General features: G+C 45.4%; 14 protein-coding genes. 8 read left to right on the plus strand and 6 right to left on the minus strand.

The annotated features are described in order from the left end of the window. Positions 1-7 precede the first annotated feature (7 nt). The 4 genes from PG915_RS21495 to PG915_RS21510 form a co-directional block, all read right to left on the minus strand. Complete coding sequence (locus PG915_RS21495) at positions 8-2,851, minus strand: response regulator (protein ID WP_353499032.1); 2,844 nt, start codon at positions 2,849-2,851, stop codon at positions 8-10. Positions 2,852-2,883: 32 nt separating this feature from the next. Then, positions 2,884-4,164, minus strand: a complete 1,281-nt coding sequence (locus PG915_RS21500; RefSeq protein ID WP_353499033.1) for an acyl-homoserine-lactone synthase — start codon at positions 4,162-4,164, stop codon at positions 2,884-2,886. A 233-nt stretch (positions 4,165-4,397) separates the two neighbouring features. Further along, a complete protein-coding gene (locus PG915_RS21505) occupies positions 4,398-6,080 on the minus strand; it encodes a glycoside hydrolase family 13 protein (protein WP_353499034.1) in 1,683 nt (560 codons plus the stop codon). A gap of 32 nt (positions 6,081-6,112) precedes the next feature. Further along, positions 6,113-7,132, minus strand: coding sequence for a LacI family DNA-binding transcriptional regulator (locus tag PG915_RS21510; protein WP_353499035.1), 1,020 nt, complete (start codon positions 7,130-7,132; stop codon positions 6,113-6,115). 353 nt (positions 7,133-7,485) lie between these two features. Between PG915_RS21510 and PG915_RS21515 the strand changes: the two genes are divergently transcribed. From PG915_RS21515 to PG915_RS21535, 5 genes are all read left to right on the plus strand, one after another. Continuing rightward, entirely contained in the window at positions 7,486-8,838 is a 1,353-nt protein-coding gene (locus PG915_RS21515) for an ABC transporter substrate-binding protein (protein ID WP_353499036.1), read from the plus strand. A 97-nt stretch (positions 8,839-8,935) separates the two neighbouring features. After that, complete coding sequence (locus tag PG915_RS21520; protein ID WP_353499037.1) at positions 8,936-9,946, plus strand: carbohydrate ABC transporter permease; 1,011 nt, start codon at positions 8,936-8,938, stop codon at positions 9,944-9,946. Continuing rightward, positions 9,946-11,145, plus strand: a complete 1,200-nt coding sequence (locus PG915_RS21525; RefSeq protein WP_353499038.1) for a carbohydrate ABC transporter permease — start codon at positions 9,946-9,948, stop codon at positions 11,143-11,145. Before PG915_RS21520 ends, PG915_RS21525 begins: the two co-directional genes overlap by 1 nt. Positions 11,146-11,194: 49 nt before the next feature. Continuing rightward, positions 11,195-12,286, plus strand: coding sequence for an ABC transporter ATP-binding protein (locus PG915_RS21530; protein WP_353499039.1), 1,092 nt, complete (start codon positions 11,195-11,197; stop codon positions 12,284-12,286). A 139-nt stretch (positions 12,287-12,425) separates the two neighbouring features. Next, positions 12,426-13,676, plus strand: a complete 1,251-nt coding sequence (locus PG915_RS21535; RefSeq protein WP_353499040.1) for a DEAD/DEAH box helicase — start codon at positions 12,426-12,428, stop codon at positions 13,674-13,676. 119 nt (positions 13,677-13,795) lie between these two features. Here PG915_RS21535 and PG915_RS21540 read toward each other — a convergent pair whose 3' ends face one another. After that, a complete protein-coding gene (locus tag PG915_RS21540) occupies positions 13,796-14,209 on the minus strand; it encodes a VF530 family DNA-binding protein (RefSeq protein WP_353499041.1) in 414 nt (137 codons plus the stop codon). Between the two features lie 97 nt (positions 14,210-14,306). Next, entirely contained in the window at positions 14,307-14,822 is a 516-nt protein-coding gene (locus PG915_RS21545) for an RNA methyltransferase (protein WP_353499042.1), read from the minus strand. Between the two features lie 280 nt (positions 14,823-15,102). On the opposite strand from PG915_RS21545, the gene PG915_RS21550 reads away from it, so the two are divergent. From PG915_RS21550 to PG915_RS21560, 3 genes are all read left to right on the plus strand, one after another. Beyond that, the gene (locus PG915_RS21550) at positions 15,103-15,486 is read left to right on the plus strand and encodes a hypothetical protein (RefSeq protein ID WP_353499043.1); all 384 of its coding nucleotides are present in this window, start codon (positions 15,103-15,105) and stop codon (positions 15,484-15,486) included. 128 nt (positions 15,487-15,614) lie between these two features. Beyond that, entirely contained in the window at positions 15,615-16,109 is a 495-nt protein-coding gene (locus tag PG915_RS21555) for a YcxB family protein (protein ID WP_353499044.1), read from the plus strand. A 368-nt stretch (positions 16,110-16,477) separates the two neighbouring features. Beyond that, positions 16,478-17,986, plus strand: a complete 1,509-nt coding sequence (locus tag PG915_RS21560; protein ID WP_353499045.1) for a DUF3360 domain-containing protein — start codon at positions 16,478-16,480, stop codon at positions 17,984-17,986. The last annotated feature ends 52 nt before the right edge of the window (positions 17,987-18,038 follow it).

Genomic DNA, 18,038 nt, shown 5'->3' on the forward strand with positions numbered 1-18,038 from the left:
TGCCAAATTACGCTTCTAGCTGCTTTACCCTATGCGGTGTGGTGCTGTTGCCATTGCACCACTTTTGCAGCATGTCGACGAGCTTGGCTTTATCCGCTGGCTTATGGATATAGTCATCCATAAGCGTCGCAATGGACTGGCGAGCATCCGATCCGCATTCGCCTGATAGTGACACAATTGGCGTTGATGCAGTGAATTTTCGAATTTCTTTGCATGCTTCAAAGCCATTCATGTTGGGCATGCGGATATCCATGAAAATGAGGTCGAACTTTGTCTTTTTCGCCTTTTCAATGGCTTCAATGCCGGAGGCCGCTTGCTCAACTTTTACCCCCTCTGTCACTAGATAACTTTGTACCAGTAGACGATTAACGTGGGTATCGTCGACAACCAATACTTTCTTACCCATGAGGGATTCTTTTTTCTTCAACGCGCCAGCTTGTTCGGCTTTAACGAAAGTGCTCCAAAAGCTGTACTTACTGAACGTCAGCAATGTTGCTTGAAATGCATCAACATAGCTCAATTCTTCTTCTGTACGAGTGGTACAGAAAAGTGTCGGGATAGTACCTTGCTGATTGGCGTCATGGATGGCATTTGCAGTTTCACTGGCCGCTGAAGGCTCGAGGTCGGCAACCAGCACAAAATCAACGTCAGTATTGGCCAAGTAGCCCAGTGCTTGTTGCTGCGCAGAAACATAATGAACCGAAAGTGCAAACTCGTCATCGAGACATTGTCGTAGCCATGCCTGTGAGGTGTGCGGGGCGATCACCAACGCCTTTTTGTTTGTTAAGATGGATTTTAGCTGAGTATGCAGTCTGGCTTCGTATGCGGATTCATCGATGACAGGAAAAGTAAGCTCAAACGTTGTGAATTTGCCTAGCTGCGACCGACATTGGATATCACCACCAAACGCTGCCATGACGCGTTTACAATACGAAAGTCCAAGTCCGGTGCCGGTTCCTTTGCCTTGAGTAAACAAGTCATCGAAGATTTGATCGAGGTGGGTCTCCGCGATGCCGGGGCTAAAATCGGTAAATGACAACGTATTGATGTTCTCTCGTCGCTGAAAACCGATGTCTATTTTACTGTGTGAATATTGCTCAAAGTAATAAGTGGCATTTTTAAGTAGGTTGTAAATAACAAAGCTGAATAGGGTATCGTCACCCCAGAATGCGAAGTCTTCAATATTCACATTGACCCGTTGACGATCCTCAGGTTTGTTAAAGCTGAAGTCATTGATAGCAGCCAACGTTAACTCGCCAGCAGAATGGGATGAGAAGCGATCGGTTTTGAGCGATTCACCTCTTAACTCCGACAACATAGCATCGATAAACCGTGTGCCAGATTGAACGGCACGCTTACTCTCATGCAACGCTTGGTGCAGCTGTTTGATTTCTTCTGAGTTGTGGTTGCCTAAATCTGTGGGATCATTACCCAAGACTTTGGTGTCAATTTGCTCGAATTGATATTTGAGCTTGCTAAACGGATTACGTATTTCATGGGCAATGGAGCCCGCCAGAATTTGGCTTTTTCGCACTTTATCTTCGGCGATGATCCAACGACTGGCCTCTTTAAACAGTAAGAGCAGCCCAACCACTTGATCCGCGGTGATTAGCGGATGCTGCTCTGACTGGTTGGCAAGGTATAGGTGGGATATTCGCTTTCTATTATCAAAAATAGGCACGATAAGTGATATCTTGTTGGCGACCATATAGTCGATGATATCGCCCATGCTCTCTTTAGCGTCAATATGATGATTGAGGATATAGATAAGCTCATCTTTCACGAGAATGCGCTCGCCTTTTTGCAGAAATTCCAATACCTGAGCATCTTTCTCGGCGATGGTTTGGCGCACATAACCGTTCGAGACACCTAATATGTGGTTGAGTCGCTCTATCGCTTCAGTACATGAAAATCGAAACTCTGAATCAAGACTGCAGATCTGATCGATGCTGTTACCAGCGCTTCCGTACAACAAACGATTGAAGAACCAATAGACCTTTTTGAGAGATTTTTGATAGAAAAGGCCAGTAAAGACAACCCACCCAAGTAAAGTAATGTTTTGATAGCTACCGGTGGATGCGAGAAGCACGGCGGGAATGATGAACAGAGCGATATTGGTCAGTGAGCTGATGCCTACTAGAGCAATATACCGCCCGCTGTAAAAGCGGTTAAATAGCAGAGCATAGCCGATTATCATCAGCTCAAGCACCGATAGCGTGGGCGCTACCCATACCAGTGAAAAGTCATTTAAGAAATAAGGAATGACGATCATTACAACTAAGGTGGATGCCATAAAGACAATCACACCAGCCATCATATAGCCGGACTTGAGCTGTGTTAGCCTGAGATCACTTTTCCATGCGCGAACAAAGTTGAGAAAGGTTAGTGCGATGATAAACGGAGCGGTGAGGAAAAATATTTTGTTGTACTCACCAAAGAGAATTAGGAATTTACCAGATGAATACACTTCAACATCGATGACCGTCATGTCAGGAACTAAGTTAACGATCAGAGAATGAACTGACAATCCTATTAATATAATGGATTGTAATCTAGAGATATTTCTATTTTTAGCTTTAGAGATAAGCTTACAAGAAAACCAATATGCCGACAAAATAGCAAGAGCACAGAAAATATTTGCCCCTATAGCCATTGCTAGGGCGACATCAGGATCATAATAAGTGATTAAATCCGATTGGAAATAAGCATTGGTATAAATCCAACATGCGATGAAAAATGCATAAAGACAGTAAGGAAGGTAGATCGATTGATCTACCTTAAACTGGTTCTTCACCATCTTGTATGACATGTAAATCGCCCAGACCAATACACCAGTACCGATCATAAACATGATAAGTCCTGGTGTATCAGAGCAAGCTAATTTTAGAATTTCAGGCATGATGCAAAATGAGTCGTGCTCTTCTTCCTTGCTGACAACACTTGCTTATAGTACTGCTTATAATTGCATTCTCCAATAGCTTTAACCATTGGAACACTTAAAATTAATCCTTTATATGTGTAAGGTTTTGTCGGGGTTATTTGCTGATACGTCATTGGAACGTAACAATCTGGATCATCACTATATAAGTTGACTGATTGAAAGAAGTACAACAGAGCAGGCTGTTCCGTGATGACATACACACCTTTCATGCCTACCAGTTTCATGAACAGAGCGATGTGTTTAATAGATAGGTATAGAATTGTATTCAAACGACTTGTGGAACCACTTACAGCCATCCTAATTAGCTCACAGCAATCATCACCAAGTGCCAAGCTTTGTGAAAACGACTGATCGAGATGTTGCGGTGTTGAAAGCTTGAGGCGGTTGGATAAAGAGCCATCAAACATTCCAGAAGCCTCTAACGTTCTGATATTTCTATCACTCAATGAGACCTTCCAACTATCCGATTGGAAAAATGGTGCAAACGCTAACCAATCGTCTTTTATGTTCCAGCGCTGAATCTTCGCAGACGAAAGTAAGGTCTTTCTGCCATGCTCATCGCATTGATAAAGGATAAAATGTTCACCTTGAGCGGATAAATCCAGTTCGAATAGCATTTCATACCAGTGCTGTTGCTTCACGAAAGTTTCCAAGTTCATCAGTGCATTGGCGTTTGAGAGCCTTAGAGGTTGGTCGGAGAAGTACGTCAGAAATTTCCTGCAATCTGCTTCGATGTTCTGCACAAGCTCAGCGTGAAATCCATTTTCCAATTCAACCTTGGCCAAGATTTTCAATTCTTCACTAGGTAATTCTTCACAAGGTATAGTTTCCTTAATCCTAGGCATAGCTTTCTCAACTGCGTCAGCGTCTAGCATGAGTACGAAGCGTTGATACTCGGCCCAAAAGGGCAACAGCCCTCCAAACAGTGACTGGGACTGCTGCTCTATATAACGATAGAAATTTGGCACACCAAATAGCTCAGTGTTATTTATCAAAATTGCCATGCTTTCAGATTGATACTGGCTATCTAAATTACCACTAGAACAAGAAGATAGCTGAGAATTTACAATCTGCTCGCTTCTCTTATTGATAATGCACTCAAATATTTCCCGATCACCAGTAGTCTCAATATAATTGTGGACTTCACGTAATAAGGCGTCCTTATTATCGATAGTGGATGTTAAGTGATCGTACTGTGTATCAATGATATAAAAATCAGACATGTTACTTCCTCTTTTGTGATTAACAGAGGAAAGTGTATGAAATTGGTGGGAAGTCTATTGAGAGGATGGTTTTTAATATGGCTATTGGAAGAGGTTTTTTTGCTGGTAATTATGATGGGCAATACATATTGTTGTGGTGTTGGCGTAATTTGTGATTTAAAAAGGTGAGCTAGCACTGATGAAAAAAGCGAACCATTGGCGGTTCGCTTAATCAACTATCTGATGTGTATTGATTAAATCTCAATCACAAGCGCTTGATACGGTTTGAGTTCTATATTGTGAATCGAGCTCAGTGAACCAGGGTAATTGTTGATCACTATTTGCTTCACACTGTATGGGTAGGTTCTCTGAACGGTTTGAGAGCTGAAGTTCGCGATAGTGAGTAGCGATTTGCCATCGATTGAGCGAATGTAGGCGTACACTTCACTATCTTGAGGGTCGAGCAAAGTGTGGTCGCCGTACACAATCACTTTGCCAAACTCGTCACTTTTACGCAGGGCGATCAGTTGGCGGTAATGATGATATATCGACGATTCATCGTTTATGGCTTGCTCAGCATTGATATCGGCGTAGTTCTGGTTCACGGGCAGCCAAGGTGTACCGGTGGTGAAGCCAGCATGCTCGCTGTTATCCCATTGAACGGGTACTCGAGCATGGTCGCGAGAAAAATCGTTCAGAAAGGCGATAGCGTCCTCATCGGAGATGCCGCGCTGCAACATTTTTTGGTAATGAAATTTCGCCATTAAGTCGTTAAACTCTTCAATGTTGTTGAAGTGTTTGTTTGTCATTCCGATCTCTTCACCCTGATAGATATACGGAGTACCACTCATCATATGTAGAACGGTGCCGAGCATTTTGGCACTGATCACTCGGTATTCAGGCGAGTCTGAACCATAGCGCGACACGGTTCTAGGCTGGTCGTGATTGCTCCAGTAGAGGCTATTCCAACCTTTCTGATACAAGTCTTCTTGCCAGCGAGACATGATCTCTTTGTACTGAACCAAATCAAAGTCTTTCTTAACCGCGTTATGCTCTTCACGGTCAATGCTCACGTGTTCGAACTGAAAGATCATGCTGATTTCATTACGAGCGGGATGTGAATAGTAGCGGCCATCAAGTGTGGTGGTAAATGGCGTTTCACCAACGGTTAGCACGTCGTAGTGTTTCAATACCTTCTCATGCATTTCTCTAAGGTATTGGTGAGCCAATAGGTTGTTTGACCAATGCTCCCAACCGGCAACACCGGAGTCAAAAATAGTGGCATCTGGAAAATCAGATGGCTTGCCAATCATGTTGATGACGTCCATTCGAAAGCCACCCAAGCCCTTTTTAAGCCAGAAGTGCATCATGTCGTAGATAGCTTCTCTGACCTCTGGGTTTGCCCAGTTTAAGTCTGGCTGTTTGTTACTAAACAGGTGCAGGTAATATTGACCCGTTGCTTCATCCAGAGTCCATGCTTTAGGTTTGAAGAAGGACTCCCAATTGTTGGGCTCACTGCCATCCTCTTTAGGATCTTTCCAGATGTACCAATCGCGTTTTGGATTGTCTTTGCTGCTTTTGGATTCAATGAACCAAGGGTGTTCATCAGAGGTGTGATTGACGACTAAATCCATGACAATCTTAATGCCTCGTCTATCAGCCTCTTTTAAAAGCACTTCCATATCGGCCATGGTTCCAAACTCTGGGGCAATCTCTCGATAACCAGAAATGTCGTAGCCGTTGTCATCCATGGGCGATTTGTAAACAGGACTCAGCCAAATCACATTGGCGCCTAGTCCTTGGATATAATCTAGCTTTTCGATTATGCCAGGAATATCTCCGATACCGTCGCCATTGACGTCATTGAAACTTCTCGGATAAATTTGATAAACCACGGCGTCATGCCACCAACGTTGCTCCAGTTGTTCCGTACTCATGGAAGTGTTCTCCTTAGCAAGTGAAGTAAATTCTAACTGCTGCTGCGAATGATAAGCTCCGTATCCAGCTGAATAGATTCGTAGGGTAGTTGACCAAGCGCCATCTGCGCAGCGATTTGGCCTTTTTTAGCAATAGGTTGTTGAACAGTAGTTAGCCCGGATTCGGCGGCTTGTGGAATGCCATCGAAGCCAACAATTCGAATCGATAGATTAAGCTCTTGTGATACTGCGAGCGCGGCAAGGGCGATTTTGTCACTCATGCAAAGCAGAACATCGACTTTTTTTGGCGCTGTTAGCGTGCCTCGTAGCATGGTCTTTAGACTGGTTTCTTCTAGATCGTGGATTTGCCAAATATTTTCATTCGACAGTGCAATGTGGTTTTCTTCTAACGCTTGTTTGTAACCTTCAAAGCGGCAGCGTGAAACCGATTCTTCGCTGGAGTAAAGGTTGTCAAGGTTCGCCAGTGAAAGAGATGTCGACGGTTCTAGCCTGAGCCCCAAAATCAACACATTGTCGCTGGGGTTGTGAATGGCGTGTTTAGCAATATCGTAACTCGCCTTATGGTTGTCGATATTGATAGACGGAGTATCCGGTATTGAAAAATCGACTGCGACGACAGGCTTATGCTGCCTCAGTATGAGATCAACAATGCTGGTATCTACGGGCTTGCCATAGACGATAAAGCTATCGGGAATCGTCTCAACTTGGGTGTTTTGATAGTTCTCTTTGCTAGGAGGAAGCAGCAACATATTGACATGCGCTTCGTCCAACGTTTTTGATACGCCAGCCAAAAACTCGGTTGCCACATGGTCAGTGAAGTTGTACGCCAAGTTATCCGCCAGCAACACGCCAATCACGCCCGTTTTTCCCGTGCGCAGGCTACGTGCTGTGCTGCTTGGGCCAGTGTAGCCAAGCTTTTCACACTCTAGCAGGATGTTTTCTCTCAGCCCCTTGGAAAGTTGACTAGGACGATTGAAGGCATTTGAGACCGTTGCCGTTGAGACACCCAGATGCGCTGCTACCGTTTTGAGAGTGGGCTTCTTGCGCTGCATAGTAATCCCTACTTATCTTTTATTTATGGTAATAACTTCTGTTTTTGGCGAAGATTTTAACCAATAGTGAAGGATGATTTCTACTAATTCTAAAACGATTAAGAAGGATTGGAAGTGTGGGTGTTTTAGGCGCGCTAAATAGTTTGATCTTCGTCATCCTATTGAAAGCTTGAGTTCATAAAACATGATCGATGGCGCAAGAACTGGTTAGAAAGTGGTCGAAATGTCAATAAGGTTTTAAGGTAGTTAGTACTGGCTTAACCGATTAAGTTGTTTAGTTGTATGTGCAGTAATCCGAAAAGCCAAGGACATAAAGACAAATAAAAAGTATCCCAATACATGGAGTCTTGCTGATGAAAACCTCCCTACTTGCTAGTGCAATCGCTGTGACCATTTCTACCTCTGCCGCTTTTGCGGCTGACCTCAAATTCGCACCAGGCGAAGATGCCCGTTTCAATTGGCAGAGCTACGAAGCGCTGAAAAACATGGATCTAAAAGGTGAAACCGTCACCATTTTTGATCCTTGGCTGACTGAAGACAAAGAGCTTGTTGAAAGCGTCATTGCTTACTTTGAAGCCGCAACGGGTGCCAAAGTGAACTACTCTGGTTCAGATTCCTTTGAGCAGCAAATTGCCATTGACGTTCAAGCGGGGAGCGCCCCTAACATAGCCATCTTCCCACAACCTGGGCTGGCAGCGGATTTAGCCTCAAAAGGTTTTCTTACTCCGCTGGATCCAAAGATGGGTGAATGGGTAAACGACAACTATGCTGCTGGCTCATCTTGGGTCGATCTAGGAACGTTTGCAGATAAAAATGGTAAAGATCACTTGTATGGATTTTTCTATAAGGTCGATTTGAAGTCGTTGGTTTGGTATGTACCAGAGAACTTTGAAGATGTGGGCTACGAAGTGCCACAAACGATGGAAGAGCTGAAAGCGTTGACCGAGCAAATCGTGGAAGATGGCGAAACACCTTGGTGTGTCGGTCTCGGTTCGGGCGGTGCAACGGGCTGGCCTGCGACGGACTGGGTAGAAGATATGATGCTTCGTACTCAATCGCCATCTGATTATGATAAGTGGACAACAAACGAGCTTAAATTTAATGATCCGAAAGTGGTTGGTGCGATTGAAGAATTTGGTTGGTTTGCTCGCAACGACAAGTTTGTAGATGGTGGTGCACGCGCTGTCGCGGCGACGGATTTCCGTGACTCGCCAAAAGGCCTATTTACTTCGCCCGCTAAGTGTTATCTGCATCGTCAAGCATCATTCATTCCAAGCTTCTTCCCTGAAGGCACGGAACTGGGAGCCGATGTTGATTTCTTCTACTTCCCTGCTTATGAGTCAAAAGATCTAGGTAAACCGGTATTGGGTGCGGGCACCATGTGGAGCATCACTAAAGACTCAAAAGCGGCGAGAGCGTTTATGTCTTTCCTACAGTCCCCAATAGCCCACGAAATTTGGATGGCACAATCGGGTTTCTTAACGCCGCATAAAGGTGTCAATATCGATGCTTATGGTAACGACACGCTCAAGAAGCAAGGCAAGATATTACTCGATGCGACGACGTTCCGCTTCGATGGTTCTGATTTGATGCCTGGTAAGATTGGTGCAGGTGCATTCTGGACAGGAATGGTTGACTACAGCGGCGGTAAGTCAGCCGAAGATGTGGCTAGCGATATCCAGAAAACATGGGATGCACTTAAGTAATAAGGCCCTTTAACGTGATGTCGATAGACGCCGTTTTTAGCGTCTATCGATGTTCACATTTCACACCTTTGTTAGGCATTTATTGAGCGAGGTAGTGATGGAACAGCTTTATTCCTCTCTATTTATCATGGTGTTGGGCGTCGCGAGCTGCGTTGTCTATTTTGTTGGCAGCAATTTCTTGCTTACCCTTATTTTTCCAACCAGACATGTCTCCAACCAAACCATGGCCAAGAACCTGAGGCGGGCTGCGGCGATTCGTCCGTGGTTGTTCTTAGGTCCAGCATTGGCCTTCTTAGTGCTTTACCTCATCTACCCGGTTTTTGAGTCTTTGTATCTATCGCTGCATGACCGAAACGGGGATAAATTCGTTGGTGTGAGCAATTACACCTGGCTGTTTAAGGATCCTGAGTTTAGAGAGTCTCTGTTCAATAACTTATTATGGTTACTTGTGGTACCCGCCGCATCGACGTTTTTCGGATTAGTTATAGCAGCTCTGACTGACAGGGTGAGCTGGGGAAACATTGCTAAGAGTCTGGTCTTCATGCCGATGGCAATCTCCTTTATTGGTGCGTCGATCATTTGGAAGTTTGTCTATGACTATCGTGCGCCAGGCTCAGAGCAGATTGGCATTCTAAACGCCGTTGTCGAAGCGTTTGGTGGGACGGCACAGGCCTGGATAACCATTCCTTTTTGGAACAACTTTTTTTTAATGGTGATCCTGATTTGGATTCAAACTGGCTTTGCAATGGTAATCCTTGCCGCAGCACTTCGCGGCGTGCCGGAGGAAACCGTGGAAGCCGCCATTCTTGATGGTGCAAATGGTGTGCAGATCTTCTTTAAGATTTTGATCCCGCAAATATGGGGAACCATTGCCGTGGTATGGACGACGATCACCATCTTGGTACTTAAGGTTTTCGATATTGTGCTAGCAATGACAAATGGTCAGTGGAGTACTCAGGTGCTTGCAAACATGATGTTTGACTGGATGTTTAGAGGCGGCGGTGACTTTGGGCGTGGAGCGGCTATTGCCGTTATCATCATGGTCGCGGTGATTCCAGTTATGGTTTGGAACATGCGTCAAGCCAGTGCGCAGATGGAGGATCGATAATGACGACCAAAGTTGCAACTCCTTCATCGTCAGAGCCACAAAACGCTAAGTTTAGTATCAGCCGACTTCGTCGCTCTCCGTTAACGATTCTGGTGCATTTGTCTGTATTGTTGATAGTCATTCTCTGGACGCTACCAACAGCGGGTCTACTTATTTCGTCCTTTAGAGATAAAGACCAGTTAGCTTTATCAGGCTGGTGGACTTCTCTAACGGCATCAAAGCAAAACCTTGTAGCTCGTACGGATAACCCGGATACGCAAGTAAAGTTAGGTGACGTTTATGTGCTTTCGGGGCAGTTATTGGTAAACGACACACAGACAGAGATCATGGCATTTGGTTTTTCATCTCGAGAGCCGACTAAGTTTTTACCAAGCGAAGTCGCAGAAATGCGGAAAGGCGGAAAACTGACGGTTAGCGAAGACGGTCACTACAAGATGACTTCGCCTGAGCCATTTACTGGCAAACGTGGCAAACGAATTTTCTACACTGCGGTTGTCCCGCCAAAGTTTGGCTTAGACAACTACCGTGAGGTATTAACGGCAGAAGGGATAGGGCGTTCGTTTATTAATTCACTGACGGTCACCATTCCTGCCACCATCATACCGATCCTTATTGCGGCTTATGCGGCCTACGCTTTGTCGTGGATGAAGATGCCGGGGCGCAATCTATTGATCGCGCTGGTCGTTGGCCTACTCGTGGTGCCATTGCAGATGTCATTGATCCCACTGCTAAGGCTCTACAACGATATCGGTGCCTTCTTTGGTGTCGGGGCGAAAACCTACCTTGGAATATGGCTTGCACACACGGGCTTTGGTTTGCCGTTGGCAATTTACTTGCTGCGGAACTATATCTCCAGCCTACCTAGAGAAATCATTGAATCGGCCAAAGTCGATGGTGCGACGGACTTTGAGATCTTCATGCGAATCGTTCTGCCGCTGTCGTTTCCCGCTTTGGCGTCGTTTGCCATTTTCCAGTTCCTATGGGTGTGGAATGACTTGCTCGTGGCTACGGTGTTCTTAGGAACAGGAGAAGAGCATATGGTACTGACAGCGCGTTTGCGTGAGCTATTGGGATCTCGAGGTGGCAACTGGGAAATTTTGACAGCATCGGCGTTCGTTTCAATCGCGGTGCCGTTATTTGTGTTCTTTGTGCTGCAAAGATACTTAGTTCGTGGGCTACTTTCTGGTTCTGTTAAATAAACAGTACCTGATTCAACGATGTGACTGATTCTAAGAAGAGATGAGTGAAATGACAGGATTATCTTTAACAAACGTCAAAAAATCATACGGTGAAACTCAGGTACTGCAAGGGATTGACCTCGATATTCAGCAAGGGGAGTTTATTGTGTTCGTTGGCCCATCGGGCTGCGGAAAATCGACACTATTGCGAATGATTGCAGGGCTTGAAGATATTACTTCTGGAGAAGTCTGTATCGAAGGCGCCAGGGTTAATGAACTGCCTGCAGCGATGCGCGGTATTGCCATGGTGTTCCAAACTTATGCGCTGTACCCACATATGACCGTGTACGACAACATGGCATTTGCGATGCGTATTGCGAAAGAGTCCAAGGAGGCCATTCACGAACGAGTGATGGAAGCGGCACGTATGCTCCAGCTTGAACCTTATTTGGATCGTCTGCCAAAAGCACTCTCTGGTGGTCAAAGGCAGCGTGTTGCGATTGGCCGAGCCATTGTAAGGCAGCCAAAGGTGTTCTTATTTGATGAGCCATTGTCTAACTTAGATGCGGCGCTGCGTGTTCAGACCCGAATTGAAATCGCTAATCTCAAGGAGGCGCTCACTGAGACAACGATGATCTACGTGACGCACGATCAGGTTGAAGCGATGACATTAGCAGACCGAATTGTTGTGCTCTCTTCTGGTCGTATCGAGCAAGTTGGTACGCCGCTAGAACTCTATACCGACCCTGCCAATGTTTTTGTTGCGCAGTTCATCGGCTCTCCAGCAATGAACATCAGCAAAGCTCGAATGGAGAAAGCGGGTGAAGCGTCACTCGTGACCGCAGAAAGTGGCCTTAATATTGAAGTTCCTGTGTGCTCTGAGGATTCTTTAGCAGGCACCGAGCTGCAACTAGGTATTCGCCCTGAAGATTTTCTTGTTGCCGAACCCGCGGATGCGCTGATGTCGGGTAAGGTGCTGTTTGTTGAGTCTTTGGGTGAAGTCACGTTACTTCACATCAAAGTAGAAGGGCATGAAGAAGCTGTTGTAGCCAAGCTTCCAGGTATATTAGATTTCCATAAGGGCGAAGAAATTTATCTAAAAGCAGAGCCAGAGAAGATCCACTTGTTTAATCGCGAGGGGATTTCGCTCAAACACCTGTAAGCCTGTTTTCCTCCACAATAAAGCTCTCGCATTCCCGAGAGCTTTTTGGTTACAGGCTGAGAACTGAATATTGCTAACATCTTGGCGGTAAATAGCATAAGATACACGCCCTTTACCCAGCACTGAGCCACTCATTGTAATGACAGATAACACACAGCAAACGACATTTGCCGAACTTGGTTTGATTCCAACCTTAGTCGAGCGCCTAGAAGCGTTAGAGTATAGCCAACCGACTCCAATTCAATCTCATACCATTCCTCATGTACTTGAAGGTCGAGATATTGTTGGTGGAGCCAATACCGGTTCTGGTAAAACTGCTGCTTTTGCGTTGCCGATCCTTCAAAAGGTTTATCAACAAGAAAATTCAGCGAGTCGTCGTGGCAACTATGTGTCGCATCTGATTTTAGTGCCAACACGCGAGCTGGCCTCACAGGTGGCTTACAATGTGAAATCTTACTCTTATCATCTAAGAGACAAGATTAAAACGGTTGCTGTGTTTGGTGGCGTATCGGTTAACCCTCAAATGCTGGCACTTCGTGGTGGCGCGGATGTGATTGTGGCAACGCCTGGCCGTCTTCTGGATCTCGTCTCTAGCAATGCCATCAAGCTAGACCAAGTACAAACATTGGTTTTGGATGAAGCGGATCGTATGCTAAGCCTTGGTTTTACCGAAGAGCTCAACAAGATCCTAGCGCTACTTCCAGAGCAAAAGCAGACATTATTGTTCTCTGCGACTTTCCCTGACAAAGTGACAAACCTTTCTCAAGGTTTATTGAACAACCCTGTTGAGGTTCAGTTGCAAAGTGCTGAAGCCAGCACTTTGGTGCAACGCGTGTTCAGTGTGAACAAAGGTCAAAAGACAGCGGTACTGGCTCATTTGATTAAGCAACACCAGTGGCGCCAGACGCTAATATTTGTGAATGCAAAGAACGCCTGTAATCACTTGGCTCAAAAACTGTCAAAACGCGGTATCACTGTGGAGGTTTTCCATGGTGACAAAGGGCAAGGCGCTCGTACTCGCGTTTTGGAAGGCTTCAAGTCGGGCGAGATTCAAGTGCTGATCGCAACTGATATTGCTGCTCGCGGGCTAGATATCGAAAAACTGCCAGTTGTGATTAACTTCGATCTTCCGCGCAGTCCTGCTGATTACATGCACCGTATCGGCCGAAGCGGCCGTGCTGGTGAGGTAGGTTTGGGTTTATCACTGATTGATTTTGATGACTATCACCACTTCAAAGTGATCGAGAAGAAGAATAAATTCCAGCTTGAGCGTGAGCAAGTTAAAGGCTTTGAAGTCGAAGACGACCAAAGCGAAGCCTACTTTGCACCGATGAAGCCACGCGCAAAACCAGCGGGCACTGGCAAAAAGAAAAAAAAGCGCAATCAATAGAGTCACGCTCGTGGCGGGTAGCGAGTTCACTTTGCAATCTGCCGCTTCTATCAAAAAATTAAAAAGCCTTACTTGAGCGTCAAGTAAGGCTTTTTTATTTTTGAGTGTTTAGCTATGCATTATCGACGTGGTGGACGTCCGCGCCCTGAACGTTCCTTAAATGCTGTAGCCGCTTTAGCTTGTGATTTAAGAATCGACTCAACAGTGAGCGCCATCGGCTCTTTCGGTTTAATCCCGTGCGGGAAGGTGCGTGCTCTTGGTGGGATGTTGTATTCTTCTGCGCTCGCTCTTGGCATGCGTTTGAAGCGATAAAGGTAAAAGTTCTCTAACTTTTCTCTCGCCCACTCAGTTTTTTTCAGATACTTCACGCTACTCGCAATCGTAGGCTTTGTGTTAAAGCAGTTGAAACGCATTGCGGTATCGAGAATGTCCCAGCCATAAAAATCCACTAACTCTTGCAACATGGTTTCAAGCTTTAGCCCATGTAGTGGGTTGTTTTGTTGCAGTTCAATTCTTTCTTCGTCAGTCATCATTTTAAGGGTCTCACTTATCAATGGGCGGAGTGTAGCAAACTGGGCCGCGCAGAGATATCTATAAGAAGGATAGGGTAGCTATAACGAGTATAGTGGTTTAAACCGTTTTCACTGTTAAACGGTTTTTATTGTCTCGATTGGCGATAACTTGTTGATGGTCATCGATCGTGCCCATGGTTTTCGCTAGGCGGTCATACAAAACCACATTCACCGTCGCAGCAAGGTTCATGCAGCCGTTAGTCGGTACGTAAACCACGTGATGAGCTTTATCGACGATCTCTTGTGGCAACGAGCCATCCTCGGGGCCAAATATATAGATGGCTTTCTCAGGATGTTCAAAGTGAGGCAGAGAGCTCGCACCAACAGCAAACTCAATACAAACGATTTCAACATCATCCGCCAAATCCGCAGTGAGATCTTCTTTTTCCACCAAAGCAATTCGTTCATGACTGTTTTGGGTATCGGTTTGAAATTTAACGGCTCGGCTATAGCGTGTACCGCTATAACGCACTTCACCTGCCTCGTAACACCCAGCAGCGCGCATTACTGCACCCACATTGGTTGGGCTCTTCGGGTTATTTAGGCCGATAACGACTTTGGGCTTTGTTGTCATGGTTGTTGCACTACTTACTGTGTTTGGTGGCGAAGTAACTCTTAGGGTGGGGGATTATGGATCTATTAGGGTGAAAATTCTATGGCTGGGTGTAGGTATTTTTGATTTGGTATTTTTGGGTGCTCTGGTGTCTGGATTTGTTAATAGTTTACCCGTGAGCAATGTACGGAGAAAAGTATGAACATTCATGATCAGGATGACATATATGGTCGACTTTTATTGCTCTTGCGTCGAAAACAGACGAAGGTGCCCAGAAATTGAAATTAAGGAGATCTATTAAATGACAAGATGGTTGGTGGTTTTCTGCAGTATCTTCCTACCTTTGAGCAGTTGGGGCTACTCGATTGGCAACTGTGAAGCTACAGAAGTGAGTGCTCATCTCATGTATGTAAATAGGATATCGAAAAGTGAAGCGCTTGGTGAAGTAATAGAGCAGCGTGTCATGGGGTTGAATGATGTCCTTTCGAAGTCTGCTTTTAAAGACGCATACATAGTCAGTCATAGTGTGAGCATATTAGATGACTATGAGAGCTCTTCCCAACAGGATGTAGTATCAACGTTCCAGGTTCGATTTGCAGCCAGCTATGAGGCAGTAACGATGTTGCATCAAAGCAAAGATTTTCTGAGTCTTGAGCTCTCAAGCAGTTGTAAAGGTAACAGTTAATTCGAATTGCATGGCTTGTTGAATCAAAATTGCTAAAGAAAAGTGGCATTAGCATATACAATGTGAAAGCTACGACGTCGCGCACTAAGTAGCCTCTTACACAAAATATCACATCAAAGAAACTACATATGCCCAACAACAAAGAATTCACAGCAGAATACACCCTCAACAAAGCCTTTTTTGCTGAGTGTTACGATCAAACCAGTACCCCAACTGAGTTCCCGAAATCCTACTACAAAGCTGCGCTGTTTCTGCTCTTTGGCTCGGTTTTAGTTAAGTTTGAGTTATTGCCTAACGGCTATTTGGGTTGGTTCTTTATTGTTTTGAGTTTTATCGAGGCTTTAAGCGTCTACTTTAAAAGAGGCTGGTGGGTGTGGCGTCAGAACATTGGTTCGAGTGCTGGCAGTAAAGTGGAGCTTACCATCGGCACCAAAGGCGTGACTTATAAAAGTGGCAAGGTCAATAATACCATTGCATGGGGTGATATCGACCAACTACAACAAAGTGATTTGGGAGTCATTCTTCACATGGGTAAACAGCGCCAATACGTCAGCAAATCTTGCTTAAGTGATGAAATGCTTGCCTTTATGGTCGAACAACACGCCGCAGCAAAAACGAGTTAATTTTAGTGTGTGAGACCTTGAGACCTTGATAACTTGAAACGAAAAAGCGAACCCATAGTGGTTCGCTTTTTCATATTTGCAACTGAGACTGCCAATCCGATCGTAACTTCCTGATTCCGTTCCATCCAAATACGTAAGACCCAAACTAGTAGTGGGACTCTACGACTAATGTCTAACTGTCTGAGACTATTTGTTTTTTTTGGTTTGGTATATGGTACTAGCGACTGTATTTCAAGGTTTCATAGCGAAAAGTCATCCAGCTCTTTGCAGTAAAAAAGAGTGAGAAACGATTCGCTAAACCTTTGTGCAGTGAACCAATAACGTTTGCTGGAACAACACACCATAGAGTGTGAACGAAAGGAATCACAATGAGCAGTACTTTAGAGTCCATACATGTAACAACTGACAAGCCTCAAGCCAATGAGGATGAACTCAACTATGAACAGCAGCATAAACCAAGATCAGAATTTGCTTCCCGAGAACAATATTTAGAACACGAATTGCAAATCATGGCGCCCAAACGCTGGCGTCCCAATTTGCCGTTTAAAGACTATCGATTTGAGATAGAAGACACTATCCCTGCGATGGCGGCGACCATTGGTAAAGTGGTTATGGTGGGTGCCATTGCCGCAACGTTTGCCGGCGCTCTAGGGCTTAATGAAGGCTTTGTTTTAGAAAACGTGCGTTATGAACTACTCATAGCCTCTGTTTTCATTATTCTTTTCTCTGGCTTTTTATTGCCGACCGCCAACCTCGCCGGTACACATGGTCCACTCATTCCTTTAATTCCCATTGTTGTCGCTGCTGGCGGACACCCTATGGCTTTTGGGTTGTTGATTGGTGCGTTTGGTTTAGTCTTAGCCATCAGTAAAGGTGGCAGCATGTTAGCCAGCCTCACCAGCAAAGGGGTGTGTGGCGGGCTATTGCTCTACTTAGGCTTTGTTGGAACCGCATCTCAAGTTAAAAAGCTATTCGCTTGGGCCGAAGGAATCGGCATGAGTCACATTGCTTTTGTTGTGATCTTTTGCACCATTATTCTGTACGCCTTATTGGAGCATTTTCGTAAGCGCTGGCTAGCCGTACCGCTTAGCTGCCTACTCGGTGGGACGTTAGCGTTTGCCATGGGTGCTCCGTTCTCTTTTCAAACCGAGCCAGGTTTGCCCAACATGAACCCTATGTATTGGTGGGGAGAGGACACTGGCTGGATGCTAGGCCTACCAACGCTTGAGCACTTCATGGTGGTATTACCGTTTGCTATCTTAGCAGTGGCGATGTGGTCACCGGACTTTTTAGGCCATCAAGTGTTCCAGAAAATTAGCTATCCAGAGCGTACAGAAAAAGTACACATGAACATCGACGACACCATGACTACGGCCTCGATTCGTCAAACGTTCGGTTCTTTGCTTGGCGGTACTAACTTTACTTCGTCGTGGGGCACTTATATCGTGCCAGCAGCGATTGCTAAACGTCCTATACCAGCTGGTGCGTTGCTAACGGCACTGTTCTGTATTATCGCTGCTGTTTGGGGCTACCCAATGGATCTTGCGATATGGCAACCTGTCCTTTGTGTTGCGCTCATTGTTGGGGTATTCGTACCATTGCTAGAGGCTGGAATGGAAATGACGCGTGAAGGGAAAACCACACAATCGGCAGCGATTGTTGTGTTTTCTTCGGTGCTCGTTAACCCAGCATTTGGCTGGTCCCTCACCATGCTGTTGGACAATTTAGGCTTGGTTGGCTGCAAAGAACGCAGCGGTGAACTCAGTAAAATGAGCCGTTGGGTACTGCCTGGAATCATGTTTATCGTGCTAAGTAGTGTGATGGCGTTGGTGGGTTTGCTGCCTGGGATTCCGGCGATTATTCCGAGTTTTCGTTAGAGAGCCTGAAAGACGAGGCTGTTGCTTGAGTGTATTTTTCTAGCTTGATAGA

The sequence above is a fragment of the Vibrio sp. CB1-14 genome (assembly GCF_040412085.2).
Lineage (GTDB): Bacteria > Pseudomonadota > Gammaproteobacteria > Enterobacterales > Vibrionaceae > Vibrio > Vibrio chaetopteri.

Coding starts and splice junctions, on each gene's coding strand:
- PG915_RS21550 (WP_353499043.1), top strand. CDS start 15,103: ATGACAAGATGGTTGGTGGTTTTCTGCAGTATCTTCCTACCTTTGAGC.
- PG915_RS21495 (WP_353499032.1), bottom strand. CDS start 2,851: ATGTTTATGATCGGTACTGGTGTATTGGTCTGGGCGATTTACATGTCA.
- PG915_RS21540 (WP_353499041.1), bottom strand. CDS start 14,209: ATGATGACTGACGAAGAAAGAATTGAACTGCAACAAAACAACCCACTA.
- PG915_RS21560 (WP_353499045.1), top strand. CDS start 16,478: ATGAGCAGTACTTTAGAGTCCATACATGTAACAACTGACAAGCCTCAA.
- PG915_RS21520 (WP_353499037.1), top strand. CDS start 8,936: ATGGAACAGCTTTATTCCTCTCTATTTATCATGGTGTTGGGCGTCGCG.
- PG915_RS21530 (WP_353499039.1), top strand. CDS start 11,195: ATGACAGGATTATCTTTAACAAACGTCAAAAAATCATACGGTGAAACT.
- PG915_RS21515 (WP_353499036.1), top strand. CDS start 7,486: ATGAAAACCTCCCTACTTGCTAGTGCAATCGCTGTGACCATTTCTACC.
- PG915_RS21505 (WP_353499034.1), bottom strand. CDS start 6,080: ATGAGTACGGAACAACTGGAGCAACGTTGGTGGCATGACGCCGTGGTT.
- PG915_RS21555 (WP_353499044.1), top strand. CDS start 15,615: ATGCCCAACAACAAAGAATTCACAGCAGAATACACCCTCAACAAAGCC.
- PG915_RS21510 (WP_353499035.1), bottom strand. CDS start 7,132: ATGCAGCGCAAGAAGCCCACTCTCAAAACGGTAGCAGCGCATCTGGGT.
- PG915_RS21535 (WP_353499040.1), top strand. CDS start 12,426: ATGACAGATAACACACAGCAAACGACATTTGCCGAACTTGGTTTGATT.
- PG915_RS21525 (WP_353499038.1), top strand. CDS start 9,946: ATGACGACCAAAGTTGCAACTCCTTCATCGTCAGAGCCACAAAACGCT.
- PG915_RS21545 (WP_353499042.1), bottom strand. CDS start 14,822: ATGACAACAAAGCCCAAAGTCGTTATCGGCCTAAATAACCCGAAGAGC.
- PG915_RS21500 (WP_353499033.1), bottom strand. CDS start 4,164: ATGTCTGATTTTTATATCATTGATACACAGTACGATCACTTAACATCC.